The following is a 25475-nucleotide window of genomic DNA, read 5'->3' on the forward strand; positions in this document are numbered from 1 at the left end:
ACGACTCACACATCCTCCGCGGAGTCGGCACCGGAGTCGAGAGCCGAGCGGGGTCCGCCGACGCCGTCCACCTCGATGATGGGGCAGTCCTTCCACAGGCGGTCGAGGGCGTAGAAGTTGCGCTCGTCCTCGTGCTGGATGTGCACCACCACATCGACGTAGTCGAGGAGGGTCCACCGTCCTTCTCGGGTGCCCTCGCGGCGTACCGGCTTGTGCCCTGACAGACGCAGCTTCTCCTCGACGTTGTCGACGATGGCGTTGACCTGGCGCTCGTTGGGGGCGGACGCGATGACGAAGCAGTCGGTGATCACCAGCTGCTCGGACACGTCGAGCACCACGACATCGGTGGCCAGTTTCTCGTCGGCGGCCAAGGCTGCGATTCGGGCCATCTCCGTGGCTTCTGCCGTTGCGCTCACTGCGTGCTCTTTCTCTCGATGGGGCCGGGGGTGTTTCCGTCGAGCACCGGGAGGGGGTCTCCGTCACGGTGCGTGTCGTCGCGGTCTCCGCCGCGGTACAGCCGGCGTTTACTGATGTACTGCACCACCCCGTCGGGCACGAGATACCAGACCGGCCGGTCTTCGCGGGCTCTCGTGCGGCAGTCCGTGGATGAGATCGCCAGCGCCGGGATCTCCATCAGGCTCACCGCCTCCGGCGGGAGCTCCTCCAGGTGTGGAGCCAGATGCTCGGCGTGCAGATCGTAGCCCGGCCGCGACACGCCGACGAATTTCGCGAGGTCGAACAGGGTCTGCCAGTCCTGCCAGGACAGGATGGATCCCAGCGCGTCGGCACCGGTGATGAAGTACAGATCCGCATCGGGATACCGGTTGCTGAGATCCCGCAGTGTGTCGACGGTGTAGGTCGGTTTGCGACGATCGATGTCGACGCGGCTGACGGAGAATCGCGGATTCGACGCGGTCGCGATCACCGTCATCAGATAACGGTCCTCTGCGGGACTGACCTCGCGGCCGGTCTTCTGCCACGGTTGTCCGGTCGGCACGAAGATCACTTCGTCGAGGTCGAAACGCGCAGCGACCTCACTGGCCGCCACGAGGTGTCCATGATGGATCGGGTCGAAGGTTCCACCCATCACTCCCAGGCGGCGCCTGGAGCCCGATTGCCGATCCGTTGGCTGATGCACGGTTGTCCAGCTTACGGGTTCACACCGGGAGCAGACTCGCCACCACCGCTGCGAGCTGCTGCGCCGACCGGCATTCGTGCATCGTGACGACCTCGCTGTAGACGCGCGCCGCCGAATCGCCCGACCCCCACTGCCCCTTCGGCTCGGGATTGAGCCAGTGCGCGTGCCGCGCGACGGAGACCAGATGCTCGAGGGCTTCGAGGTTCGGATTGCGGTAGTTGGTGCGGGCATCCCCGAGGATCAGGAGTGAGCTGCGGCTCGTGACGGCATGTGCGTGGTTCTCGGCGAAGGTGCTCAGAGCGTTGCCGTAGTCGGAGTGGCCGTCGTAGGTGATCAACTCCGCCTCCCGCAGCATCCGCGACATCGACTCGCCCAGATCTGTACCGGCGGAGAAATAATGGGTGACCTCGTCTGCGGTGTCGATGAAGGCGAAGACTCGCACGCGGGAGAACTGTTCGCGAAGAGCATGTACGAGCAGCAGCGTGAAGTGCGAGAATCCGGCGACCGAACCGGAGACGTCACAGAGCACGACGAGTTCCGGACGCGCAGGTCGTGGCTTGCGGTTCACCAGGTCGATGGGCACGCCGCCGGTGGACATGGATCTACGCAACGTGCGCCGCAGGTCGATCGCGCCTGCGCGTGCGCGCCGACGCCGCGCCGCGAGGCGGCTCGCGAGCAGCCGCGCGAGCGGCATGACATTGCGTCGCAGGGCGACCAGTTCCGCGTCGGAGGCCCGCAGGAAGTCGACTTCTTCGGCGAGTTTGGGCACCCCGTACTTCTCCACGCGCTCACGGCCGAGCTGCTCCGCAGTGCGCCGACGGGTCTCACGTTCGACCATGGCGCGGAAATCCGCGATCCGCTGGGCCGCGGTGCGTCGCGCGACCTCGCTCTCGTAGGCGGCGTCGTCACGTTCCTCACGGGTGCCGTTGCCGAGCAGTCCCTCGAGAATCCTCGTCAGCAAGGTCTCCGGAGAGACGTCGCGCAGCGCCTGGTAGGCGGAGAAGGACGGGCCCTTCGACGACGCGTACTGGCCGAGTTCCTCCACGATGGCGGAGACGAGCATCTCGGTGGTCTCGAGTGCCTGCGGGGACTCGTCGGCCAACAACTCCGCGAGCAGGTCGCGCAATGCTTCGAAGTCGACCTCGCCGGTCGGGGTGCGCGGGATGCTCACCTGTGGACCGGCGGCCTCGCGGCGCCCGATGGCAGAGGGGAACCACAGGTCGAACAGAACGTCGAAGGTCGGGCGGTGAGTCGGGCGACGGAGCAGAGTACATGCGAGACCTTCACGGAATGCCTCCCGATCGAGGAGATCGAGCACGGTCATCACCCGTCCGGCGTCGACCGTCTCGGACGGCCCGACCGCGATCCCGCGGCGACGCAACGCCTCCACGAAGCCGACGAGGTGACCGGGCAGCCCGTGAGGTGCCTGGGGTGCCTCGGATCCGGGAAGGGGCGTTCCGGGCATCAGTTCAGCCGGAGCTCGGCGGCAGCACGGACCTGGTCGGACTGGTGTTTGAGGATCACGCCGAGCGTGCTGCGAACCGCGTTGTCGTCGAGAGTGTCGAGTCCCAGCGCGAGCAGGGTGCGTCCCCAGTCGATGGTCTCCGCCACCGACGGCACCTTCTTGAGCTGCATGCCGCGGAGCACCCGGACGGTGCGCACGAGCTGTTCGGCCAGTGCGCCGGGCAATTCGGGAACCCGGCTCGCGAGAATCCGGCGTTCGAGATCGGCGTCGGGGAAGTCCAGGTGCAGGAACAGACACCGTCGCTTGAGCGCTTCGGACAGTTCGCGGGTGGCGTTCGATGTGAGCACGGCGAAGGGCTTGCGGGTGGCGCGGATCGTGCCCAGTTCCGGCACCGTGACCGCGAAGTCGCTGAGCACCTCGAGAAGCAGACCTTCGATCTCGACGTCGGCCTTGTCGACCTCGTCGACGAGCAGAACCGTCGGATCCTCACGGCGGATCGCGGTCAGAAGTGGCCGCGACAACAGGAACTCCTCGGAGAAGACGTCCTCCTTGGCCCGGTCCCACGACTCACCGGCGGCGGCGTTCGCCCCCGCCGACTGGATACGGAGGATCTGCTTGGCGTGATTCCACTCGTACAGCGCGCGGGATTCGTCGACTCCCTCGTAGCACTGCAAACGCACCAGCTCCGCACCGGAGGTCTGGGCGACCGCCCTGGCCAGTTCGGTCTTGCCCACGCCCGCGGGTCCCTCGACGAGCAACGGCTTACCGAGACGGTCGGCGAGGAACACCGCGGTGGCGGTGGATTTGTCGGCGAGATATCCGGTATCGGCCAGCCGGTCGATGACGTCCTGGACGTCCGCGAAGATCGGCGAGGTGGTGGGCAGCGCACGATCCACGCTGTTTCCTTTCGTCGGACCGGAGAACGATCAAGCCGGGCGGATGTGGCCGTCTCCCCACACCACCCACTTCGTCGACGTCAGCTCGGGCAAGCCCATCGGACCGCGCGCATGCAGCTTCTGGGTGGAGATACCGATCTCCGCTCCGAACCCGAACTGCTCACCGTCCGTGAACGCCGTCGAAGCGTTGACCATAACGGCTGCGGCATCCACACGCGCGGTGAACTCCCGCGCAGCAGCAAGATCCGAGGTGACGATCGCTTCGGTGTGGCCGGTGCCGTAGCGGTCGATGTGGTCGACGGCGGCGTCGAGGTCGTCGACCACCGCAAGCGCCACGTCGAGCGAGAGGTATTCGTCCGTCCAGTCCTGCTCGGTCGCGGGCACGAGACCGGGCAGGTCGCCGTGGACGACCACGCTGTGCGACTGCAGGGCCTGCAGCAACTTCGGTACGGCGATGTCGGCGATCGCCTTGTCGACGAGGATCGTCTCCGCGGTATTGCACACGCTGGGCCTGCGTGTCTTCGCATTGATCACGATCTTCTCGGCCATCTCCAGATCGGCCGCGGCGTGGACGTAGACGTGGCAGTTGCCGGTGCCGGTCTCGATGGTGGGAACGGTTGCGTCGCGCACGACCGCCGCGATCAGACCTGCGCCACCCCGCGGGATCACCACGTCCACGAGCCCGCGGGCCTGGATCAGATGGGTGACCGACGTGCGGTCGGCACTCGGCAGCAACTGCACGGCGTCGGCCGGGAGACCCTGGGCCTCGAGCGAGGCACGCAGCACCTCGACGAGCGCGGCGTTCGACCGCGCCGCCGACGACGAGCCACGCAACAGCGCGGCGTTACCGGACTTCAGGGCGAGGCCGAACGCATCGACCGTGACGTTCGGCCGCGCCTCGTACACCATCCCGATCACACCCAGCGGGACGCGCACCTGACGCAACTCCAGCCCGTTGGGAAGAGTCGAACCGCGGACGACTTCGCCGATCGGGTCCGGCAGTCCCGACACCTGGCGCAGACCGGCGGCGATCCCGTCGATCCGGGCGGTGGTCAGACGCAAACGGTCGAGGATGGCCTCCTCGGTGCCGCCGGCACGTGCAGCCTCGATGTCCTCGGCGTTCGCGGCGAGGACGGTGTCAGCGGCCGCCAGCAGTGCGTCGGCGGCCGCGTGCAGGGCCGCATCCTTCTCCGTGGTGGTGAGCAGCGCGAGACGACGCGAGGCCACGCGCGCACGGCGGGCGGCGGTGTGGACGACCTCGCGGACGTCCGAGCCTGAGGCGGTCGCAACTGAGTCGGGTGTCACGGCAGTCATGGGTCCAGACTAGTCGCGACGACTGCACCGGTCACAGGCGCAGTACCCCTCAGCGCAGACCTGTCCCCCTGGCGATCGCGGTCTCCACGAGGATCGACAGCAGACGCGGGTAATCCACGCCGGCGGCCTCCCACATGCGCGGGTACATCGAGATCGAGGTGAAGCCGGGCATGGTGTTGATCTCGTTGATCACCGGCCCGTCCTCGGTGACGAAGAAGTCGACTCTGGCGAGTCCCTGGCAGTCGAGAGCGCGGAAGGCACGGACGGCGAGCGCGCGAATCCCGTCGGAAGTCTCCTCGTCCAAGCGGGCGGGCACATCGAATTCACAGATGTCGTCGAGGTATTTCGTGTCGAAGTCGTAGAACGCCTCGTGGTCCGCGGAGGTGTCGGGCATGCGGATCTCGGCAACCACGCTCGCGCGGACGTCACCGTCGGGAAACTCGAGCACTCCGCACTCGACCTCACGGCCTACGATCGCCGATTCCACGATGACCTTCGGGTCGTGGAGGCGCGCCTTGGCGACCGCCGCGTCGAATGCCGCCCAGTCCGCGACCCGGCTGACGCCGATCGAGGAGCCACCCCGGGCAGGCTTGACGAAAACGGGCAGTCCGAGACGGTCCTTCTCCTCGTCGGTCAGGCTCGACGTCCCGGGGCGCATGACGATCTGGAAGCCCACCGGAAGTCCCTCGGCGGCGAGCAACTTCTTCGTGAACTCCTTGTCCATCCCGGCAGCACTCGCGAGGACACCCGGACCGACGTAGGGGATTCCCGCCAGTTCGAGGAGACCCTGGATCGTGCCGTCCTCTCCGTAGGCGCCGTGCAGTACGGGGAATACGACATCGACGGAGGCAAGGACCTCGCCCCATCCGCCCTCGTCGAGGGTGACGATGTCGCCCGCCCGGGTCGGATCGGCGGTGAGCATCAGTGCCCGGCCGGTTCCATCGACGACGGGCAGCTCACGCCCGGACTGCGCGAGACGAGCGGGATCCGTGTCGCCGAGCACCCAAACACCCTCCCGGGTGATCCCGACAGGTACGACCTCGTACTTCTCGGGATCCAGGTTGCGGAGGATACTGCCTGCCGAAACGCAGGAGACGGAATGTTCGTTGCTGCGGCCACCGAAGACGAGGGCCACCCGGGTGCGGGGCGTACTCACGCGTCGACCGTACCGGTAGACGATTCCCGAGCGGCGGGCGAGTCCTACGCACGCGAGACCGGCCCGCTCGCCGACGCCACCGCCAGGGCCGCATCGAGATCGGCGAGCAGATCAGGGGTGTCCTCGATTCCGCACGACAACCGGACGAAGCCCTCCGGCACCGCGTCACCCCAGCGTGCGCGACGATCAGCGGTGGTGTGGATGCCTCCGAAACTGGTGGCCGGTGCGACGAGGGTGGCGGCTCGGACGAAGCGGTGCACCTGCTCGCGGTCGGACAGGCGGAAGGTGACGAGGGGGCCGAATCGACTCATCTGCCGGGCCGCGACGGCGTGTGCCGGATCGGTGCCGAGTCCCGGATATCGGACCCCGGTCACCGCGGGGTGAGCCCGCAGCATCTCGGCGACCGCGAACGCGTTGGCACACTGACGCTCGAAGCGCAGGCCGGCCGTGCCGAGACTGCGGTGTGCGAGCCAGGTCTCGAACGGCCCCAGCACGGTTCCCGACAGCAACCGCTCCCGGTCGATGGCCGGAAGCAACTCGGTGTCCGCGACGGCGATGTACCCGAACAGCAGATCACTGTGTCCGCTGAGCGATTTCGTTCCACTCGCGACGACGACGTCGGCACCGAGGTCGAGCGGCAACTGCCCGAGTGGAGTCGCGGTCGTGTTGTCTACGAGCAGCAATGCGCCGGCACCGCGACAGGCGTCCGCGGTCGCCCGTAGATCCACCGTGTCCAGACCGGGGTTCGACGGGGTCTCGGCGAGCACGATCGCACCCGGGCCCGCCGAATCGAGCACTCGTTCGAGCGAGCCGTCCCCGAATTCGGCGACGGAGAGTTCGTGGACGTCGATGCCGTGGAGCGCGAGGAACTCGGACGCGAACAGGCGCACCTGGTAGTAGCCGTCGGACGGGACGACCACCGTGCCGCCCGGGGAGGTGAGCGATCTCAACGCCACCGTGATCGCCGACATGCCCGAGCCGACGACACGTGCAGCCGAGGCGTGTTCGAGCGCTGCGAGTGCCGATTCGAGTGCACGCCAGCCCGGATTCGACGCTCGCGCATAGGTGTCGATGTCGTCGCGTTCGTCCTCTCCGAGTAGATACGGCGCTGCGAAGACCGGCCCGGCCTGCAAGGGCGAACCCGGAATCCCCTCTTGGGCAACCGCATTCACGCAGCGCGTCGAATCACCCGGCGTGCGGCTCATTCCGGCTTGATCCGTCGTCCGAGGAGCAGGCCGATCGCATCCGGAACCGACATACCTTCGTGGCACACACGATGCACCGCGTCGGTGAGCGGCATCTCCACGTCGTAGCTCGCGGCCAGAGCGCGAACCGAAGTGCACGACTTGACACCCTCGGCCACCTGTCCGTGCGTGGCCTTCTGCGCACTCTCGAGCGTCTCTCCACGGCCGAGACGTTCACCGAACGTGCGGTTGCGCGACAACGGCGAAGTGCACGTCGCGACGAGATCGCCGACGCCGGCGAGACCGGCCAGGGTGGCCGGCTTGGCCCCGAGGGCAGTTCCGAGACGGATGATCTCGGCGAGGCCGCGCGTGATGATGGTCGCGATGGTGTTGTCACCGAGCCCGACACCGGCAGCCATTCCGCACGCGAGGGCGATGACGTTCTTGCAGGCCCCGCCGATCTCGCAACCGATGACGTCCGAATTCGTGTAAGGACGGAAATATCCTGTCGCGCAAGACTTCTGAATCTCCATCGCGCGGGTCGAATCCGGGCACGCGATGACTGTCGCTGCCGGTTGCCGTGCGATGATCTCGCCGGCGAGGTTCGGTCCGGACAGTACGGCGATCCGATTCTGCTCGGCACCGGCGACTTGAGCGATCACCTGGCTCATTCGCATAAGGGTGCCGCTCTCGATTCCCTTGGCGAGGCTCAGCAGGGTCGCATCGGATCCGATATCCGCTTTCCACGCCTCCAGATTGGTCCGCAAGGTCTGGCTCGGTACGGCGAGGACGACGAAGTCGGCCCCGTCCACGGCCACCCGGTGATCGGCGGTCGCTCTCAGCGACGGCGGCAGTTCCACGCCGGGCAGATAGTCGGGGTTCTCGTGCCGTTCGGCGATGCACCGCGCCACCTCCTCGCGCCGTGCCCAGATCGTCACGTCCGTTCCGGCGTCGGCCAGCACTTTGGCGAACGCCGTACCCCACGAACCCGCGCCCAGAACTGCTGCTGTGGTCACGCGATCCTCACTCTCGTCCGATGCCGGCACGGGCGGTCACCACCCGCGGTCGTACCCCAGTATCGCGCAGGCGCCACGGTGCCGTACCCCGTCGCCCGGCGGACCGCCCGCCCTACCGGTCGCGTCGTCCTGGCACAATCGGGCAATGCCCGCGACGCACGTGCTCGTCCCCGTCAAGGCCCTCGGCCTGGCGAAGTCGCGGCTCGCGCATGTGCTCGACCCGGCAGCGCGGGAATCACTGGTGATCGCGATGTTGCAGGACACGGTGGCCGCCGCCCTGGCCGCCGGAGACGTGGAGGTCACCGTCGTCACTGCCGACGAGCGCGTCGCGGCGGCCGCGCGGTCGTGTGGCGCCGCCGTCCTTCCCGATCCCATCGCGCCGGGCTCCCCCGACCCACTCAATGCCGCTCTGCGGGCAGCGGCCCACCGGATACGTGAGCGCGTACCTGCCGCCGAACTCGTGGCACTGCAGGCCGACCTGCCGTCCATGCGAGCCGAGGAGTTCGCGCACGCACGCGAGGTCGCACGGAGGACCGGCTCGGCGGTCGTCACCGACCACACCTCCAGCGGTACGACGGCCCTGCTGCACTGCGTGGCCGGCAGCTTGCCGCCGCTGTCGTTCGGACCCGGGTCGGCCCGCCGCCACATCGACGCAGGCGCATATCCGGTGCCGGACGCACTCCCCGGACTCCGACTCGATGTGGACACACCGGACGACCTCGCCGCCGCGCTGCAACTCGGCGTCGGACCGGCGACCGCCACCGTGCTGGACGGATCCGGGTTTCACCGCACCCGCGACAGCGCTGCGGGGAGCCGACGCTCTGCCACAATGAACAGGTGACCAACGGCGATTCCCCCGATCTCTCGAGTTCCGTGCACGCGGCCCCGTCCGGCGCCTCACGGCCCCCCGGTCGTGTGGCCACGGCCACCAGCGCGCCTCCGGCCGCGACGGGCCTGAGGTCGACGGCCGATCACGACAACACGCTTCCCGTCGACCGGTATCTCAACAGGGAGCAGAGCTGGCTCGATTTCAACGCTCGCGTCCTCGCACTCGCGGAGGACACCTCCCAACCGTTGCTCGAACGCGCCAAGTTCCTCGCAATCTTCGCGTCGAACCTCGACGAGTTCTACATGGTGCGTGTCGCCGGCCTCAAACGTCGCGCCGAGACCGGATTGTCGGTTCGGTCGGCGGACGGGTTGTCACCGCGGGCTCAGCTCGCCCTGATCGCCTCGAGCACGCGCGAGCTCGCCGGACGCCACGCGCAGGTGTTCCTCGACTCGGTCATGCCCGCTCTGGCTGCCGAAGGAATCTCGATCATCCGATGGGCGGATCTGACACCCGACGAACGTGTTCGGCTGACTCGATATTTCGCCGATCAGGTCTTTCCGGTACTGACGCCACTCGCGGTCGATCCGGCTCATCCCTTCCCCTACATCAGCGGCTTGTCCTTGAATCTCGCTGTCACGGTGAAGGATTCAGAATCTTCGGGTGAGCACTTCGCGCGGGTGAAGGTACCCGACAACGTCGATCGTTTCGTGCGGGTGGATCGCGCGGATTCTCCCGGCGGCCTACCGGCCTTCCTCCCGCTCGAAGAACTGATCGCCGCTCACCTCGACGTGCTCTTCCCCGGCATGGAAATCGTCGAACACCACGCCTTCCGGGTCACCCGCAACGCCGACTTCGAAGTCGAGGAGGACCGCGACGAGGACCTCCTCCAGGCCCTCGAACGCGAACTCGCCCGCCGACGATTCGGTTCTCCCGTACGGCTCGAGGTGTCGGACGACATGACCGAGCACATGCTCGAACTCCTGCTGCGCGAACTCGACGTCGACAGGGTGGATGTCGTCCAGTTGCCCGGACTGCTCGACCTGTCGTCGCTGTGGCAGGTCCACGCCGTCGACCGGCCCGACTTGAAGGACGCGCCCTTCGTGCCGGCGACCCATCCCGCGTTCGGTGAGCGCGAGACCCCGAAAAGCGTGTTCTCCACGCTGCGCGAGGGGGACATCCTCGTCCACCATCCGTACGACTCCTTCTCCACGAGTGTCCAGCGATTCATCGAGCAGGCCGCCGCCGACAGCCAGGTGCTCGCGATCAAGCAGACCCTGTACCGGACCTCGGGCGACTCGCCCATCGTCAACGCCCTGATCGCCGCCGCCGAAGCCGGCAAGCAGGTCGTCGCGCTCGTGGAGATCAAGGCCCGCTTCGACGAGCAGGCCAACATCAAGTGGGCCCGCAAGCTCGAGCAGGCGGGCGTCCACGTCGTATACGGCCTCGTCGGTCTCAAGACCCACTGCAAGACCTGCCTGGTCGTCCGGCGCGAGGGTTCGACGATCCGCCGCTACTGCCATATCGGCACCGGGAACTACAACCCCAAGACGGCGCGCTTGTACGAGGATGTCGGGCTGCTCACCTCGTCACCCGAGATCGGCGCCGACTTGACCGACCTGTTCAACACTCTCACCGGGTATTCCCGTAAGGCCCAGTACCGCAATCTGCTCGTCGCACCGCACGGAGTACGCAAGGGCATCATCGAACGCGTAGAACGTGAGATCGAGCACCACCACTCCGGTCGCCCCACCGGGATCCGGCTCAAGGCCAATGCCCTCGTCGACGAGCAGGTGATCGACGCGCTCTACCGTGCCTCCCGCGCGGGAGTCCGGGTCGAGGTGGTCGTGCGAGGTATCTGCGCCCTCAAGCCGGGAGTGCCCGGTCTGAGCGAGAACATCACCGTGCGATCCATTCTCGGCCGCTTCCTCGAACACTCGCGACTCTTCCATTTCCGGGGTAGCAACGAATACTGGATCGGCAGCGCCGACATGATGCACCGGAATCTCGATCGCCGTGTCGAGGTGATGGTCCAGGTCAAGAACGCCCGGCTCGCCGCGCAGTTGGACGGCATCTTCGATTCCGCGCTCGATCCCGCCACACGCTGCTGGGTACTCGAGGGAGATGGCACCTGGACGGCGTCGCCCGAGCCGGGCACGGCTGCTCGGGACCATCAGGTCGAGCTCATGCGCAGCCGCGCGTCCTGAGTGGAGGAAACGTTGTCCGATTCACGCGACAAGCCTGTGAAGGCCAACATCTTCGCCGCAGGTGCGATCCTCTGGCGGCCCGCCGCCGAGAAGGCCCCGCACGACGCGGAGATCGCCCTGGTACACCGGCCTCGATACGACGACTGGTCGTTTCCCAAAGGCAAACTCGATGCCGGCGAGACGGCGGTGGTCGCCGCGGTACGGGAGATCGAAGAGGAGACCGGCTTCCGCGCCGCGCTCGGGCGCAGCCTCGGGAAGGTGGTCTACCCCGTCCCGGGACACCGCAAGCTCAAGCGGGTCGACTACTGGGTCGCCCGCTCTCTCGACGGGCAATTCACCCCCAACGATGAGGTGGACGAATTGCGTTGGGTAACCACCGGAGAAGCGTTCGACCTGTTGTCCTACCCGATGGACCGCAGTGTCCTGCGTCGCTTCCGTCGCATTCCGCTCGACACGACCACCGCGCTGATCGTCCGGCACGCCAAGGCGGGAAGCCGCAAAAAGTACAAGGGAGACGACCGCTACCGACCACTCGACGCCTCCGGCCGAGCCCAGGCCGCTGCGCTCGTCGCACAGCTGACGGCGTTCGGCGGCGATCGGGTGGTGTCGGCCGATCGCACCCGTTGCGTCGCGACGGTCGAACCGTTCGCCGACCGGCACGGACTCGGGATCACGCTCGAACCCTCCTTGTCGGAGGAGGAATATCGGGCCGATCCTGATCACGGGCGCAAGCGGGCACTGGAGATCGCATCCGGCCCCGGTACACCCGTGATCTGCAGTCAGGGCAAGGTGATCCCGCCGCTGCTCGAGTGGTGGGCCGAGCGCGACGGTCTCGTCCTGCCGGCGGCCAGAAATCGGAAAGCGAGCATGTGGGTGCTGTCCCTGCGCGGCGATCGCCTCGTCGCAGCGGACCATATCGACAGCCCTCTTCCCCTCGACGGACGGGCGAGGGTGGCCGGCGACGGAATCTGAACCGCCACATGCGACGGCGGCCACCGGATACCCGGTGGCCGCCGTCGTGGCTTCGAGGAAGTTCCTACTTCTTGGCCGCGCTCTTGCGAGCCGTGGTCTTCTTCGCAGGGCTCTTCTTGGCTGCGGTGGTCTTCTTCGCCGCAGTCGACTTCGTCGCCGTAGTCTTCTTCGCCGCAGTCGACTTGGCCGCGGTGGTCTTCTTGGCTGCGGTGGTCTTCTTCGCCGCAGTCGACTTCGTCGCCGTAGTCTTCTTCGCCGGAGTCGACTTGGCCGCGGTGGTCTTCTTCGCCGCAGTCGACTTCGTCGCCGTGGTCTTCTTCGCCGCAGTCTTCTTGGCCGCCTTCTTGGCTGCTGCGGTCTTCTTGGCCGCCGCAGCGGCACCGCGCTTCACAGCGGGACCCGTGGCGGGGAGCTTCTGGGTGCCCGCGATGATGTTCTTGAAGGATTGACCGGGTCGGAAGGCCGGCACCGAGGTCGGCTTGACCTTGACCGTCTCACCCGTACGCGGGTTCCGGGCGACGCGAGCGGCCCGGCGACGCTTCTCGAAGACACCGAATCCGGTGATGGTGACGCTCTTACCCTCGTGCACGGCGCGAACGATCGCGTCCACCATGTGCTCGACGGCCGCCGTAGCGGTGCGCCTGTCCGAACCGAGTTTCTCGGTCAGAACGTCGATCAGTTCTGCCTTGTTCATTGATTTCCTCCGCACGTACACGGTCCACCGTCAGACCGTCTCAAGTCCACGGTAGACCCGCAAACGGGCAAGAGTCTATGTGCCACGCGGATTCTCATGCAAATAACAGCCGGGCCCGGCCCGACGGGAGTGTCGGACCGGGCCCGGCCGGAGCCTGATTCAGGGGCTTTCTCAGGGCGCCGGAAGGGTGCTCGGTTTCCATGACGGCCTTGACTTTTCGTACTCGGAAATCGCGTCTACCTGCCGCAACGTCAATCCGATGTCATCCAGCCCTTCCAGCAGACGCCACCTCGTGTAGTCGTCAATGGTGAACGGCACCACGGTGGTTCCGGCGGTTACTGTCCGCTCTGTCAGATCCACCTCGAGTTCGAGCCCGGGTTGCTGTTCGATGAGCTTCCACAGCAGTTCGACGTCGTCCTGCGCGACCTGAGCGGCCAGCAGACCCGCCTTTCCGGCGTTGCCGCGGAAGATGTCTGCGAACCGGGACGAGATGACAACCCGGAACCCGAAATCGGACAGTGCCCACACCGCGTGCTCGCGTGACGAACCGGTACCGAAATCCGGACCGGCAACGAGAACGCTGCCGCGATCGAAAGGCGGTGTGTTGAGTACGAAGGACGGATCGGTGCGCCATGCGGCGAACAAGCCGTCCTCGAATCCCGTACGGGTGACACGCTTCAGATAGACGGCCGGGATGATCTGATCCGTGTCGACATTGGACCGGCGCAACGGGACGCCGATGCCCTTGTGAGTGGTGAAGGCTTCCATCGAAATTTCTCCTCGTCGGTCCTGTGGTCTAGTCCAGATCGGCCGGAGCGGAAAGGGTTCCCCGAACCGCCGTTGCTGCCGCCACGGCCGGCGAGACGAGATGCGTACGTCCGCCCTTACCCTGGCGTCCTTCGAAGTTCCGGTTCGATGTCGACGCCGAGCGCTCCCCCGGTGCGAGCTGATCAGGATTCATACCCAGGCACATCGAGCATCCGGCCTGACGCCATTCGGCGCCTGCAGCGCTGAAGATCTCACCGAGGCCCTCCTGTTCCGCCTGTGCGCGCACGCGCATCGAACCGGGCACGACGAGCATCCGGACACCGTCGGCGACCTTGCGGCCCTTCAGGACATCCGCGACCGCTCGCAGATCCTCGATGCGACCGTTGGTGCACGAACCGACGAAGACTGTGTCGATTTTCACCTCGCGCAGCGGCATGCCGGGCTCGAGATCCATGTAGCGCAGCGCCTTCTCCGCAGCAGACCGCTCGGTTTCGTCCGAGATCTCCTCGGGCACCGGAACCGTCGACCCGAGCGGAGCACCCTGGCCGGGGTTGGTGCCCCACGTGACGAAGGGCGTCAGAGCACTGCCGTCGATGTGGACCTCGGCGTCGAAAACCGCGTCGTCATCGGTCTTCAGCTGTTCCCACGCCTCGACCGCCGCGTCCCAGTCGGCGCCCTTCGGCGCGTGCGGGCGGCCCTTGATGAACTCGTAGGTGGTCTCGTCCGGCGCGATCATACCGGCGCGAGCACCTGCTTCGATCGACATGTTGCAGATGGTCATCCGCGCTTCCATGGAGAGCTCGCGGATTGCCTCGCCCCGGTATTCGAGGACGTAGCCCTGTCCTCCGCCGGTCCCGATCTTGGCGATGATGGCGAGAATGAGGTCCTTGCTCGTCACTCCGGGCTGGAGCTTGCCGTCGACGTTGATCGCCATCGTCTTGAACGGTCGCAGCGACAGCGTCTGGGTCGCCATGACATGTTCGACCTCGCTGGTGCCGATACCCATTGCCAGAGCACCGAAGGCCCCGTGCGTCGAGGTGTGACTGTCGCCGCACACCACCGTCATACCGGGCTGGGTGAGACCGAGCTGCGGACCCACCACGTGGACGATGCCCTGATCGAGATCGCCCATGGGGTGCAGTCGAACACCGAACTCCTCGCAGTTGCGCCGGAGGGTCTCGACCTGCGTACGCGACACCGGGTCGGCGATCGGCTTGTCGATGTCCACCGTGGGGACGTTGTGGTCCTCGGTCGCGATCGTGAGATCGGGACGCCGGAGCTTGCGTCCGGCCAGCCGCAGCCCGTCGAAGGCCTGCGGGCTGGTCACCTCGTGTACGAGGTGCAGGTCGATGTAGATCAGGTCCGGCTGCCGCGCCGCTCCCTCTCCTTCACCGCGCACGACCACGTGCTGGTCCCACACCTTCTCCGCCAGAGTCTTTCCAGCCATCTTCTCCACCCTTGTCGTACGTGACGAACGCGAGATCCGGGAGCCGTCCGGCCGCGCATGGTGTCGTCTCCACCACTCTCGCCATGCGTTATGCTTCCCATTATGCGAGACGGAGGTATCGACCTGTGAGACAGCATAGCGGGATCGGTGTGCTGGACAAAGCCATGACTGTTCTCCATGCAGTGGCCGAACAACCGTGCAACCTCAACGAGTTGTGCGCGCGCACCGGACTTCCCCGTGCAACGGCCCATCGCCTGGCCGTCGGTCTCGAAGTGCATCGCTTGCTCATGCGCGACGGCGACGGCCAGTGGCGGCCGGGGCCCGGTTTGGCCGAATTGTCCGCGGGCGCAGGCGACACCCTCGTGGAAGCTGCCTCGCTCGTGCTCCCCCGCCTGCGCGAGATCACCGGTGAGAGCGTGCAGTTGTACCGCCGTGAAGGTACCCAACGTGTGTGCGTCGCCGCCCTCGAGCCCCCTACCGGGCTGCGCGACAGTGTGCTCGTCGGCGCGCGCCTGCCGATGACGGCCGGTTCGGGCGCGAAAGTTCTGCTCGCATGGGCCGATCCGGCGACCCAACGCGCCATCCTCCCCGACGCGGCCTTCGGTGAGCGCGTACTCGTCGAAGTCCGACGCCGTGGCTGGGCGCAGAGTGCCGCCGAACGCGAACCCGGAGTGGCGTCGGTCGCCGCGCCGGTGCGCGACGGTGCGGGGACGGTGATCGCCGCGATCTCCGTGTCGGGCCCCATCGACCGTATGGGCCGCCGGCCGGGAGCCCGATGGGCCGCCGATCTTCTCGCGGCTGCAGAGGCGCTCCAGAAGCGCCTCTGAACCGCACCGGGAGGAATGCGGGCACTCTGCCCGTCCCCTGTGCCACAGTGCTTCGCATGGGAACCAACCGCCGCGCAGACATCACCATGACGGACTCGGAGATCGACGAGTTCCTCCGTCACAGCCGGGTCGCGAGCCTGGCCACTCTAGGACCGACGGGCACGCCCCACCTCGTCGCCATGTGGTACGCGGTGCTGGACGGCGAGATCTGGTTCGAGACGAAGGCGAAGTCGCAGAAGGTCGTCAATCTCCGCCGCGACGATCGCATCACCGTCCTGGTCGAGGCCGGCGACACCTACGACCAGTTGCGCGGTGTCTCGATCGAGGGGCGCGCGGAGATCATGGACGATCACGACCGGCTCTTCGCTGTCTGCCGCGAGGTGTGGGAGCGGTACACCGCCCCGTACACGGACGAGGCACGACCCGCCGTGGAGCAGATGATGCGCAAGCGCGTGGCCGTTCGAGTGGTGCCCGAGCGGGTGCGCTCGTGGGATCACCGCAAGCTCGGGATGCCCGCCATGGATGTGGGCGGTACGACGGCCGCCCATCTCCGCTCCGCCGCGTACTGACAACCGATACGAGAAAGGCTCTCCGATCCAGGATCGGAGAGCCTTTCGGTGCGTACCCCCGATGGGATTCGAACCCACGCTACCGCCGTGAGAGGGCGGCGTCCTAGGCCGCTAGACGACGGGGGCCTGGAACTTTCCTCGACGCCGACAGGTCGGCGCCTATGGAGAGAAGAACACCCACCGACCCGGAGATCGATGGGTAGTCCGTTGTACCCCCGATGGGATTCGAACCCACGCTACCGCCGTGAGAGGGCGGCGTCCTAGGCCGCTAGACGACGGGGGCCTGGAACTTCTTCTCTTCGCTTCCCGAAGGAAGCTCAGCCAGCTTAGCTGGCCGAGACGCTGCGGGCAAACCACCGCGTCTCAGCTGGGGTACCAGGACTCGAACCTAGAATGGCTGAACCAGAATCAGCTGTGTTGCCAATTACACCATACCCCAATGGTCTGTCTCTTCAGCCGCGTCGCGACCTCCGTTCCGAACCGAGAAGAAGATTAGCACCAACCCCGCCACCAACTACAAATCGCCTGGTCAACGGCATTGAAACGGGCTCGATATACACCTCGGCCCGCCGTCCTACGACAGGGACGGCGGGCCGAGGCGATCCTCAGGAGATGCGGGCGCGGGCGGCCTGCAGTCGAGCCAGTGTGCGCTCGCGGCCGAGGAGCTCCAGCGACTCGTACAAGGGAGGGCTGATGTGCGATCCGGTCGCCGCGACGCGCACGGGCGCGAAGGCCTTGCGCGGCTTGAGTTCGAGACCGTCGATCAGTGCGACCTTCAAGGCTTCCTCGATCGCCGGAGTCGTCCATGCGGTCAACCCTTCGAGGGCGGCGAGGGAGGCGTCGAGCACCGGCGCGGCGTCGTCCTTGAGATTCTTCGAAGCGGACGCCTCGTCCAGCCGGAAATCGGCCTCGTCGACGAAGAGGAACTTCAGCAGATCCCACGCGTCACCGAGCACGACGATGCGCGTCTGCACGAGGTCCGCGGCCGTGCGGAAGAGCGTGTCGTCGACGTCGGCACCGATACGGCCGTGCTCGACGAGATAGGCCTTCAGCCGCGCGGCGAAATCCTCCGGCGTGAGCATCCGGATGTGCTCGGCGTTGATCGCGTCCGCCTTCTTCTGGTCGAACCGAGCCGGATTGGAGTTGACCTTGGAGATGTCGAAGGCAGCGACCATCTCGTCGAGGGAGAAGACGTCACGATCGTCGGCGAGACCCCAGCCGAGCAGCGCGAGGTAGTTGAGCAATCCCTCGGGGATGAATCCTCGATCGCGGTGCAGGAAGAGATTGGACTCCGGGTCCCGCTTGGAGAGCTTCTTGTTGCCCTGTCCCATCACGAACGGCAGATGACCGAACTCCGGTGTGAAATCCGTTACGCCGATCCGCTTCAGCGCCGCGTAGAGCGCGAGCTGACGGGGGGTCGACGACAACAGGTCTTCGCCGCGCAGCACGTGCGTGATCTTCATCAACGCGTCGTCGACGGGATTGACCAGCGTGTAGAGCGGGATGCCGTTCGCGCGGGTGAGAGCGAAGTCCGGAACGGTGCCGGCCTTGAAGGTCGTCTCGCCGCGGACGAGGTCGTGCCAGGTGAGATCCTCGTCGGGCATCCGCAGCCGCACGACCGCTTTGCGTCCCTCGTCGAGGAAGGCCTGCCGCTGCTCGGGCGTGAGGTCCCGGTCGAAATTGTCGTAGCCGAGCTTCGGGTCGCGGCCGGCCGCCTTGTGCCGCTCCTCGACCTCTTCGGGCGTCGAGAACGACTCGTACGCCTCACCGGCATCGAGAAGCTTCTGCACGACCTCGAGGTGCAGGTCGCGGCGCTGCGACTGCCGGTACGGCGCGTACGGACCGCCGACCTCCGGACCCTCGTCCCATTCGAGGCCCAGCCACCGGAGGGCGTCGAGGATCGCCTGATACGACTCCTCGCTGTCGCGCGCGGCGTCGGTGTCTTCGATGCGGAACACGAAGGTGCCGCCGTGATGACGCGCGAACGCCCAGTTGAACAGTGCGGTGCGCACCAGACCCACGTGCGGGGTTCCGGTCGGTGACGGGCAGAAACGTACGCGTACTTCGCTGGTGGTCATGACTCGCTCGGGGTTGGGGATCGACGGGAGACCATCCCAGGCTATCCGCCCAGCCCCGAGCGTCGGTCAGGCTCCCTTGGCGACGACGGGATTCGTGAGCGTACCGATGCCCTCGACGGTGATCGAGACGGTGTTCCCGGGCTCGATCGGGCCCACTCCCTCCGGCGTGCCGGTGAGGATGACATCACCCGGGAGCAGTGTCATGACGCCGGAGATCCATTCGATGAGCTTCGGGATGTCGTGCACCATCTTCGACGTCCGACTGCGCTGCCGGACCTGCCCGTCGACCTCCGCGGAGATCTCGAGATCGGATGCGTCGATGTCCGTCTCGATCCACGGCCCGAGCGGGCAGAAGGTGTCGTGTCCCTTGGCTCGCCCCCACTGGCCGTCCTGACGCTGGTGATCGCGTGCGGACACGTCGTTGGCGATCGTGTACCCGAGGATGGCCTCCCGTGCCTTCGACGCGGGAACGTCCTTGCAGGGGCGCCCGATGACCACAGCCAGTTCGGCCTCGTGATGGACGAGGGAGGTCGTCGGCGGGATGACGATGGGCGCTCCCGGTCCCACGATCGACGTGTTCGGCTTGAGGAAGATCACCGGCTCCTCCGGCACCTCGTTACCGGACTCTGCGGCGTGCGCGGCGTAGTTGCGGCCTACGGCGATCACCTTGGTGGCAAGGATCGGGGCGAGGATTCGCACGTCGGCGAGTGGCCAGCTGCGGCCGGTGAAGGTGGGGTTACCGAAGGGATGCTCGGCGATCTCCTTCGCCGTAGCGGAATCCCCCTCCCCCTCGATGCTCACAAACGCGACACCATCCGGGCTGGCAATTCGACCAAGGCGCATGTGCGGAGTCTAACGGGGCGGGCGCTCAGCGATCGACGCCCGGGTGCCACGGGTATAGAGTCCGAACCAAATTTCATATAACGGAACGTTAATCTCAGATAGTGAGACATATGGACATATCGAGCATCGGCCGGCGACGGTGGCTCATCCTGGCGCTCGGCGTCTTCGCGCAGGCTGCACAGGCCACCGTGGTCAACGGCGTCGCCTTTCTCATTCCGACGCTGGGCGAGGCCGGCTTCACCCTTGCCCAGGCCGGTACGCTCGCCGGCGCACCACTCCTCGGCGGCGTCTTCACGCTCGTGGTGTGGGGCGCGATCGCGGACCGCTTCGGCGAGCGCCTCGCACTGGCCGCCGGGCTCGGGATCGCAAGCGTGGCGATGGGTCTCGCAGGCCTGACCGCCACCCTCGGTCTCACGGGTACGACCTCCGCCGCACTGCTGGGCCTTCTGCTGGTGTGCGCGGGAGCCGGGGCGGTGAGCGCCAATTCGGCGAGCGGCCGCGTCGTCGTCGGATGGTTCCCTCCACACCGGCGCGGACTCGCGATGGGGATCCGGCAGATGTCGGTGCCACTGGGCGTCGCTGCGGGTGCACTCGCCATTCCGACCCTCGCGGGCGTCCACGGAATCGCTTGGGCACTCGCCTTTCCCGCCGTCGTGTGCGGCGGGGCCGCCCTCGCCTGCGCAGTAGGCGTGATCGATCCGCCGCGCCCGGGCCGAGCGGAGGCCGAACGCGCGGGTGTTCTCGGAAATCCGTACCGGACGTCGTCATCCCTCACGAGAATTCATGTCGCGTCGATACTGCTCGTGGTTCCGCAGTACGTCGTGTGGACCTACGCCCTGGTGTGGTTGATCGCCGACCGTGGATGGGACGAGGTCGGCGCCGGACTCGTCGTCACAGCGGCCCAGATCCTCGGCGCCGTCGGGCGTGTCGTCGCCGGGGCGTGGTCCGACCGTGTGGGCAGCAGGCTGGGGCCGATGCGTCTCGTCGCTGCGTCGGTCGTCGTGTCGATGATCGCGCTCGCCGTTGCGTCGTGGACGGAATCGGCCACCGCCGTGGGCGTTCTGCTCGTCGCTTCGATACTGACGTCGGCTCCGAACGGGCTGGCGTTCACGGCTGTAGCCGAGATCGCCGGACCTTTCTGGGGAGGTCGCGCGCTCGGGATCCAGAACACCGGGCAGTTCGTATTCGCTGCGGCCGTCGGCCCCGTGTTCGGAGGGCTCATCACCGCGGTCGGGTTCCCGGCCGCATTCGCGCTCGCCGCGGTGGCTCCCGCGGCGGCGGTCCCGGTGGTGCCCAAGGACTGAGAGACCGCGTGTGGTTCCGGCGGAATGCGCCGGAACCACACGCCGGACATCAGAGTGCGGCGACGATGCGGTCGCCGACCTCGGTGGTGACGACCGGTCCGGTACCGCGGGTCGAGAGATCGGCCTCCACGGCCCGCTCGACGCGGGCGGCATCCTCTTCGCGTCCCAGATGGCGCAGCAGCAGAGCGGTGGACAGGATCGCGGCGGTGGGATCGGCGATGCCCTTGCCCGCGATGTCCGGTGCCGAGCCGTGGACGGGCTCGAACATGGACGGGTTGGTGCCCGAGGCATCGATGTTGCCGCTCGCGGCGAGACCGATACCACCGGTGACCGCACCGGCCAGGTCCGTGACGATGTCGCCGAACAGGTTGTCGGTGACGATCACGTCGAACCGCGACGGGTCGTCGACCATGTAGATCGTCGCCGCGTCGATGTGGCAGTACGCAGTCGTGACCTCGGGGAACTCCTTGCCCACGGTCTCCATCGCCCGTGTCCAGATCGCGCCGGCATTCGAGAGCACGTTGGTCTTGTGGATCAGCGTCAGGTGCTTCCGGCGGGTCTGCGCGAGTTCGAAGGCATAGCGCACCACACGTTCGGCACCGAACCAGGTGTTCACCGAGACCTCGGTGGCGATCTCGTGCGGCGTCCCCACCCGGATCGCTCCTCCGTTGCCCGTGTACGGCCCTTCGGTGCCTTCACGGACCACGACGAAATCGATCTCATGGTCGGCAGCGAGCGGCGACTTCGCGCCCGGGTACAGACGGGACGGCCGCAGATTGACATGGTGATCGAGCGCGAATCGCATGTTCAGCAGGAGACCGCGTTCGAGCACACCGGGCGTGACGGAGGGGTCACCGATGGCGCCGAGAAGGATCGCATCGTGTTCACGGATGGCGGCGAGATCGGCCTCGGGAAGTAGTTCACCGGTGGTGTTGTACCGGCGGGCACCGAGGTCGTATTCGGTCGTCTCGAGATCCGGGACGAGCGCTCGGAGGACCTTCAGGGCCTCGGCCGTGACCTCGACGCCGATGCCGTCTCCGGGAATGACCGCAAGTTTCATGGACGCTACTCACTTCCTGTGCGACGGTGGCCGCGACCGTGCAGACGGTCGCGGCCACCGGATGATGGGGAACGAAACGATCAGGACAGGTCGACCTGCTCCACGCGGGCGTCGAGCGCCTCGGTGATCTGGGCAATCTCCGAATCACCCACGACACGGTCGACGCGCAGGATCACGGTGGCGCCCGGTCCCTCCGCGTCCTGGCTCAGAGCCGCCGCCTGGATGTCGATATTCGCGTTGCCGAGCACGGTGCCGAGCGTTCCGAGGACACCCGGACGATCCTGGTAGTGGACGATCACATTGTGGCCCTCGGCCCGCAGGTCGAAGCTGCGACCGTTGATGTTGACGATCTTCTCGACCTGCTGCAGACCGGTCAGCGCACCCGCGACCGACGTGACGTGGCCGTCCGGTGCCACGGCCCGAACCTCGACGGCGCTGCGGTGCGTGCGAGCCTCGCTCACGCGCTCCACCTCGACGGTGACTCCACGCTGCTCGGCGAGCTTGGGGGCGTTGACGAAGGTGACCGGCTCGTCGCTGCTCGCGGAGAACAGCCCCCGCAGTGCGGCGAGACCGAGGATGTCGACATTCTCCGCCGAGAGCTCACCGCTCGCGACGACCTGTACGTTCTGCACGGCCTCGGGCGACAAGGTGCCGGCGAGCAGGCCGAGCTTGCGGACGAGCTCGAGCCACGGCGCGACCTCCTCGCCCACGGGACCACCCGACACGTTGACGGCGTCGGGCACGAACTCGCCGGCGAGGGCGAGCAGCACGCTCTTGGCGACGTCGGTGCCGGCGCGGTCCTGCGCTTCGGCGGTGGATGCGCCCAGGTGCGGGGTGACGACGACGTTGTCGAGGTCGAACAGCTTCGAATCGGTGCACGGCTCGGTCTCGAAGACGTCCAGACCGGCGGCACGCACCTTGCCGTCGACGAGCGCGTCGTACAGCGCGTCCTCGTCGATCAGGCCGCCGCGAGCGGCGTTGACGATGATGACACCGTCCTTGGCCTTGGCGAGCCGCTCGGCGTTGATCAGACCGGCCGTCTCCTTGGTCTTGGGCAGGTGCACCGAGATGAAGTCCGCGCGCGCGACGAGTTCGTCGATGTCGACGAGCTCGATGCCCAGCTGTGCGGCACGCGCAGCCGGCAGGTAGGGGTCGTACGCGATGACGTGGGTCTCGAAGGCCGCGAGCCGCTGAGCGAACAGCTGGCCGATACGGCCGAGGCCGACGACGCCGACCGTCTTACCGAGGATCTCGGTGCCGTTGAAGCTCGACCGCTTCCAGGTGCGCTCGCGCAGAGTGCGGTCGGCGGCAGGGACCTGACGAGCCGCGGACATGAGGAGCGCGACAGCGTGCTCGGCAGCGGAGTGGATGTTGGAGGTAGGCGCGTTGACGACCATCACTCCGCGTTCGGTGGCAGCGGCGATGTCGACGTTGTCGAGGCCGACACCGGCGCGACCGACGATCTTGAGATTGGGTGCCGCAGCGAGCACCTCGGCATCGACGGTGGTCGCGGAGCGGACCAGCAACGCCTGAGCCTCGGGTACGGCCGCAAGTAGGGCGGGGCGGTCCGGGCCGTCCACCCAGCGCACCTCGACACCGTCACCGAGCGCATCGACGGTCGACTGCGCAAGCTTGTCGGCGATCAGGACTACTGGACGGCCATTCTGGCTCACGTGCGAACTCCCTGTGTCGTGAATGTGTGGGTGGTCGTCGGCGCCGGCGTCCGGCAGAAGGCGTGTTCACCCAGGACCGCTCACAGTTTAGTGCCCCGGTCCCCACTACGGGCCCACCGGGATCGCCCTCCGGTGAATATCACGTCGGGTGGGGCCTCGCGCGATCCTGGGCCGAACCGATAACCGGCCGAAAGACGTCGCCGTCCCCTCAGCGTCGCCGCCGCAGATGCCTGGCGCCCGGTGCCGGACGCGGCCTCCGCCGTGCGCGCCGTCCGGCGATCCCCGTCGGCGAAATGTCCGAACGCGCACGAATTGTCCGGCGCGTGAGACCGGTGTCGTGCCGGTGCCGGAAGGCGATCACGGCAGCACGAGGCGTGGGATGGAACCGGTCCCGGTCGAAACGGTTCGCCGATTGCAGGTGCATGAGCTTGTCTCTCTGCCGGTCCTCCAATGCCGCAAAACCGAATCGAATTCCGTTGTGGGACAGGTACTCATCGAGACGCTCGACTTCTTCGACCGACGTCGTGTCGAGATCGGTGATCGGCTGGGCCACGAGGATCACCCACTCCACCCGATCGGATCGCTCCTGTACGAGTGCGCGCACATATCCCGTGAGAATCGAGCCGTTCGCGAAGAACAGCGGTGCGTCGAACCGCACCAGTAGGAGACCTCTGATCCGGTGACCTTCGGGATGGCGATCCCTGTCGTGATATCCGGCGATTCCGGGGACTTCGACGAGTTCGGCACGGTGAGGCCGCCATGCCTGGATCGCCAACGCCATCAGCGACAGCGCGATCGCGATCAGTACACCTCGCAGCACGCCCGTGAGAATGACGGCGACCGATGCCGCGATGCACAAACCGAATTCGATCTTGGCGACCCGCCACAGATGCCCGACCTTGGCGAACTTGAACTGCGCGCTCGCAGCGACGATGACGACGGCGCTGAGCGCAGAGCGCGGGAGGTCGCCCGTCGCGCCGGGTGCGAGCAGGAGGAAGGCCGCGACCGTCAGCGCTCCCACCACTCCGGCGAGTTGTGTGTGCGCACCCACACGTTGGACGACAGGCGTGCGGCTTCCGCTACCGCACACCGGGAACCCGCCCGTGACACCGGCCGCGAGGTTCGCGACGCCGAGCGCCCGCATCTCGGAGCTCCCGTTCACGTCCTCACCGCGCTCGGACGAGAAAGCGCGGGACACGACGGCGGTGTCGGCGAAACCTATGATGGCGATCGCGACAGCGGGGCCGAGCAGCGTCGCGACGTCGCTCCACGCGAGCCCGCCGAGGGAAGGACCCGGGAGCCCCGACGGGAGCGCGCCCACCGTCTCGAATTTGTCGCCCAGCCCGAAGGCGGCCGTCACCCCGGTGGCCATGACGACCCCGACCAGGATGCCCGGAACGCGTGGCCACAGCACCTTTATCACCACGATCAGGATCAGGGTCCCGCCGCCGAGGAGGAAGGCGAGCGATTCGAGCGCACCCCCGCGCACCGCGTCCGCAGCATTCCGGAGGTTCGCGAAGAAGTCGGTCGCCCGGGTATTCGCACCGAGCAGGTGCGGAACCTCGCTCGTGATGACGATCAGAGCGATGGCGTTGAGAAATCCGACCCTGATGGGGTTGGACAGCAGTTCTGTGATGAACCCGAGACGGAGAATCCCGCTGCACAACAGCAGAATTCCGACTATCAGGGCGAGCAGACCGGCAAGCGCAGCGGCGCGGGCGGGATCTCCCGCCGCAGCGAGGGGAACGACCGCCGCAGCGATCAGCGGTGCCAGGGCCGAAGACGGAACGACCACGAGGATGCGCGACGGACCGACGAGCGCGTACACCAGCATCGGCACGATCGTGGCGTACATGCCCATGTGGGCGGGCAATCCCGCCGCTGCCGCGTATCCCATGCCGGTGGGCACGAGAAGTGCGCTGACCACCAGACCCGCAGTGATGTCGGCCCGCAGCCATCCGCGCTGATACCTGCGCGCCGTGGCGATGCCGGGAATCCGGCTCACGGCGGCCGAAAGCCACATTGGGCAAGTATGGTC

The 25475-nt window shown here is 67.0% G+C and carries 22 protein-coding genes and 3 tRNA genes; 6 read left to right on the forward strand and 19 right to left on the reverse strand.

Annotation, left to right across the window (positions count from 1 at the left end):
- Nucleotides 1–5: 5 nt before the first annotated feature.
- Genes rsfS through ABZ789_RS15720 form a run of 8 tightly spaced genes read right to left on the reverse strand, consistent with a single transcriptional unit; the run spans nt 6 to nt 8169 of the window.
- Nucleotides 6–416 carry a ribosome silencing factor gene (rsfS, locus tag ABZ789_RS15685; protein ID WP_358425185.1) on the reverse strand — a complete coding sequence of 137 codons (411 nt, stop codon included), beginning with the start codon at nt 414–416 and terminating at the stop codon, nt 6–8.
- Nucleotides 413–1138: a nicotinate-nucleotide adenylyltransferase gene (gene nadD, locus ABZ789_RS15690; protein ID WP_358425187.1), complete on the reverse strand. Its 726-nt coding sequence runs from the start codon at nt 1136–1138 to the stop codon at nt 413–415. The genes rsfS and nadD overlap by 4 nt, the downstream gene beginning before the upstream one ends.
- A 19-nt stretch (nt 1139–1157) precedes the next feature.
- On the reverse strand, nt 1158–2603 hold the full coding sequence (locus ABZ789_RS15695; RefSeq protein ID WP_358425189.1) for a VWA domain-containing protein: 1446 nt from the start codon (nt 2601–2603) through the stop codon (nt 1158–1160).
- Complete coding sequence (locus ABZ789_RS15700; RefSeq protein WP_358425191.1) at nt 2603–3499, reverse strand: MoxR family ATPase; 897 nt, start codon at nt 3497–3499, stop codon at nt 2603–2605. Before ABZ789_RS15700 ends, ABZ789_RS15695 begins: the two co-directional genes overlap by 1 nt.
- A 30-nt stretch (nt 3500–3529) precedes the next feature.
- Nucleotides 3530–4813: a glutamate-5-semialdehyde dehydrogenase gene (locus ABZ789_RS15705; protein ID WP_358425193.1), complete on the reverse strand. Its 1284-nt coding sequence runs from the start codon at nt 4811–4813 to the stop codon at nt 3530–3532.
- Between the two features lie 49 nt (nt 4814–4862).
- The gene (locus tag ABZ789_RS15710; protein WP_358425195.1) at nt 4863–5969 is read right to left on the reverse strand and encodes a D-alanine--D-alanine ligase family protein; all 1107 of its coding nucleotides are present in this window, start codon (nt 5967–5969) and stop codon (nt 4863–4865) included.
- A 44-nt stretch (nt 5970–6013) separates the two neighbouring features.
- Nucleotides 6014–7174, reverse strand: a complete 1161-nt coding sequence (locus ABZ789_RS15715) for a cystathionine gamma-lyase (RefSeq protein WP_358425197.1) — start codon at nt 7172–7174, stop codon at nt 6014–6016.
- On the reverse strand, nt 7171–8169 hold the full coding sequence (locus ABZ789_RS15720; protein ID WP_358425199.1) for an NAD(P)H-dependent glycerol-3-phosphate dehydrogenase: 999 nt from the start codon (nt 8167–8169) through the stop codon (nt 7171–7173). The genes ABZ789_RS15715 and ABZ789_RS15720 overlap by 4 nt, the downstream gene beginning before the upstream one ends.
- Before the next feature lie 145 nt (nt 8170–8314).
- Between ABZ789_RS15720 and cofC the strand changes: the two genes are divergently transcribed.
- Genes cofC through ABZ789_RS15735 form a run of 3 tightly spaced genes read left to right on the forward strand, consistent with a single transcriptional unit; the run spans nt 8315 to nt 12174 of the window.
- Nucleotides 8315–9010, forward strand: a complete 696-nt coding sequence (cofC, locus tag ABZ789_RS15725; protein WP_358425201.1) for a 2-phospho-L-lactate guanylyltransferase — start codon at nt 8315–8317, stop codon at nt 9008–9010.
- A 32-nt stretch (nt 9011–9042) separates the two neighbouring features.
- Entirely contained in the window at nt 9043–11202 is a 2160-nt protein-coding gene (locus tag ABZ789_RS15730; protein WP_358425240.1) for an RNA degradosome polyphosphate kinase, read from the forward strand.
- Nucleotides 11203–11214: 12 nt separating this feature from the next.
- Nucleotides 11215–12174 (forward strand): NUDIX domain-containing protein, encoded by a 960-nt coding sequence (locus tag ABZ789_RS15735; protein ID WP_358425203.1) that lies wholly within the window; start codon nt 11215–11217, stop codon nt 12172–12174.
- A gap of 64 nt (nt 12175–12238) precedes the next feature.
- Here ABZ789_RS15735 and ABZ789_RS15740 read toward each other — a convergent pair whose 3' ends face one another.
- The 3 genes from ABZ789_RS15740 to leuC all read right to left on the reverse strand — a co-directional run bounded on the left by ABZ789_RS15740 (nt 12239) and on the right by leuC (nt 15092).
- On the reverse strand, nt 12239–12868 hold the full coding sequence (locus ABZ789_RS15740) for an HU family DNA-binding protein (RefSeq protein WP_358425205.1): 630 nt from the start codon (nt 12866–12868) through the stop codon (nt 12239–12241).
- A 171-nt stretch (nt 12869–13039) separates the two neighbouring features.
- The gene (gene leuD, locus ABZ789_RS15745; protein ID WP_358425207.1) at nt 13040–13636 is read right to left on the reverse strand and encodes a 3-isopropylmalate dehydratase small subunit; all 597 of its coding nucleotides are present in this window, start codon (nt 13634–13636) and stop codon (nt 13040–13042) included.
- Nucleotides 13637–13664: 28 nt separating this feature from the next.
- Nucleotides 13665–15092, reverse strand: a complete 1428-nt coding sequence (gene leuC / locus ABZ789_RS15750; protein WP_358425209.1) for a 3-isopropylmalate dehydratase large subunit — start codon at nt 15090–15092, stop codon at nt 13665–13667.
- 116 nt (nt 15093–15208) lie between these two features.
- Between leuC and ABZ789_RS15755 the strand changes: the two genes are divergently transcribed.
- Together ABZ789_RS15755 and ABZ789_RS15760 are read left to right on the forward strand one after the other, a co-directional pair.
- Complete coding sequence (locus ABZ789_RS15755) at nt 15209–15910, forward strand: IclR family transcriptional regulator (RefSeq protein WP_358425211.1); 702 nt, start codon at nt 15209–15211, stop codon at nt 15908–15910.
- A gap of 56 nt (nt 15911–15966) precedes the next feature.
- Nucleotides 15967–16479, forward strand: a complete 513-nt coding sequence (locus ABZ789_RS15760; RefSeq protein WP_358425213.1) for a PPOX class F420-dependent oxidoreductase — start codon at nt 15967–15969, stop codon at nt 16477–16479.
- Between the two features lie 53 nt (nt 16480–16532).
- Here ABZ789_RS15760 and ABZ789_RS15765 read toward each other — a convergent pair.
- The 5 genes from ABZ789_RS15765 to ABZ789_RS15785 form a co-directional block, all read right to left on the reverse strand.
- A tRNA-Glu gene (locus ABZ789_RS15765) sits at nt 16533–16605 on the reverse strand.
- Between the two features lie 84 nt (nt 16606–16689).
- Nucleotides 16690–16762, reverse strand: a tRNA-Glu gene (locus ABZ789_RS15770).
- A gap of 84 nt (nt 16763–16846) precedes the next feature.
- Nucleotides 16847–16918, reverse strand: a tRNA-Gln gene (locus ABZ789_RS15775).
- Between the two features lie 166 nt (nt 16919–17084).
- A complete protein-coding gene (gene gltX, locus ABZ789_RS15780; RefSeq protein ID WP_358425215.1) occupies nt 17085–18557 on the reverse strand; it encodes a glutamate--tRNA ligase in 1473 nt (490 codons plus the stop codon).
- A 66-nt stretch (nt 18558–18623) separates the two neighbouring features.
- Complete coding sequence (locus tag ABZ789_RS15785) at nt 18624–19400, reverse strand: fumarylacetoacetate hydrolase family protein (protein ID WP_358425217.1); 777 nt, start codon at nt 19398–19400, stop codon at nt 18624–18626.
- Nucleotides 19401–19510: 110 nt separating this feature from the next.
- Between ABZ789_RS15785 and ABZ789_RS15790 the strand changes: the two genes are divergently transcribed.
- Nucleotides 19511–20704, forward strand: coding sequence for an MFS transporter (locus ABZ789_RS15790; protein WP_358425219.1), 1194 nt, complete (start codon nt 19511–19513; stop codon nt 20702–20704).
- Between the two features lie 49 nt (nt 20705–20753).
- Here ABZ789_RS15790 and ABZ789_RS15795 read toward each other — a convergent pair whose 3' ends face one another.
- From ABZ789_RS15795 to ABZ789_RS15805, 3 genes are all read right to left on the reverse strand, one after another.
- Nucleotides 20754–21764 (reverse strand): 3-isopropylmalate dehydrogenase, encoded by a 1011-nt coding sequence (locus ABZ789_RS15795; RefSeq protein ID WP_358425220.1) that lies wholly within the window; start codon nt 21762–21764, stop codon nt 20754–20756.
- Nucleotides 21765–21844: 80 nt separating this feature from the next.
- Nucleotides 21845–23437, reverse strand: a complete 1593-nt coding sequence (gene serA, locus ABZ789_RS15800) for a phosphoglycerate dehydrogenase (RefSeq protein ID WP_358425222.1) — start codon at nt 23435–23437, stop codon at nt 21845–21847.
- A gap of 208 nt (nt 23438–23645) precedes the next feature.
- A complete protein-coding gene (locus tag ABZ789_RS15805; RefSeq protein WP_358425224.1) occupies nt 23646–25460 on the reverse strand; it encodes a SulP family inorganic anion transporter in 1815 nt (604 codons plus the stop codon).
- Nucleotides 25461–25475 lie beyond the last annotated feature (15 nt).

The organism is Rhodococcus sp. NPDC047139 (assembly GCF_040643435.1).
Taxonomy (GTDB): domain Bacteria; phylum Actinomycetota; class Actinomycetes; order Mycobacteriales; family Mycobacteriaceae; genus Rhodococcus.

Bases quoted from the DNA above. Each gene is read 5' to 3' on its own strand.
- cofC (WP_358425201.1), top strand. From the start codon at position 8,315: ATGCCCGCGACGCACGTGCTCGTCCCCGTCAAGGCCCTCGGCCTGGCG.
- ABZ789_RS15790 (WP_358425219.1), top strand. From the start codon at position 19,511: ATGGACATATCGAGCATCGGCCGGCGACGGTGGCTCATCCTGGCGCTC.
- ABZ789_RS15795 (WP_358425220.1), bottom strand. From the start codon at position 21,764: ATGAAACTTGCGGTCATTCCCGGAGACGGCATCGGCGTCGAGGTCACG.
- ABZ789_RS15705 (WP_358425193.1), bottom strand. From the start codon at position 4,813: ATGACTGCCGTGACACCCGACTCAGTTGCGACCGCCTCAGGCTCGGAC.
- ABZ789_RS15760 (WP_358425213.1), top strand. From the start codon at position 15,967: ATGGGAACCAACCGCCGCGCAGACATCACCATGACGGACTCGGAGATC.
- ABZ789_RS15695 (WP_358425189.1), bottom strand. From the start codon at position 2,603: ATGCCCGGAACGCCCCTTCCCGGATCCGAGGCACCCCAGGCACCTCAC.
- ABZ789_RS15740 (WP_358425205.1), bottom strand. From the start codon at position 12,868: ATGAACAAGGCAGAACTGATCGACGTTCTGACCGAGAAACTCGGTTCG.
- leuD (WP_358425207.1), bottom strand. From the start codon at position 13,636: ATGGAAGCCTTCACCACTCACAAGGGCATCGGCGTCCCGTTGCGCCGG.
- gltX (WP_358425215.1), bottom strand. From the start codon at position 18,557: ATGACCACCAGCGAAGTACGCGTACGTTTCTGCCCGTCACCGACCGGA.
- ABZ789_RS15715 (WP_358425197.1), bottom strand. From the start codon at position 7,174: ATGAGCCGCACGCCGGGTGATTCGACGCGCTGCGTGAATGCGGTTGCC.
- ABZ789_RS15785 (WP_358425217.1), bottom strand. From the start codon at position 19,400: ATGCGCCTTGGTCGAATTGCCAGCCCGGATGGTGTCGCGTTTGTGAGC.
- ABZ789_RS15805 (WP_358425224.1), bottom strand. From the start codon at position 25,460: ATGTGGCTTTCGGCCGCCGTGAGCCGGATTCCCGGCATCGCCACGGCG.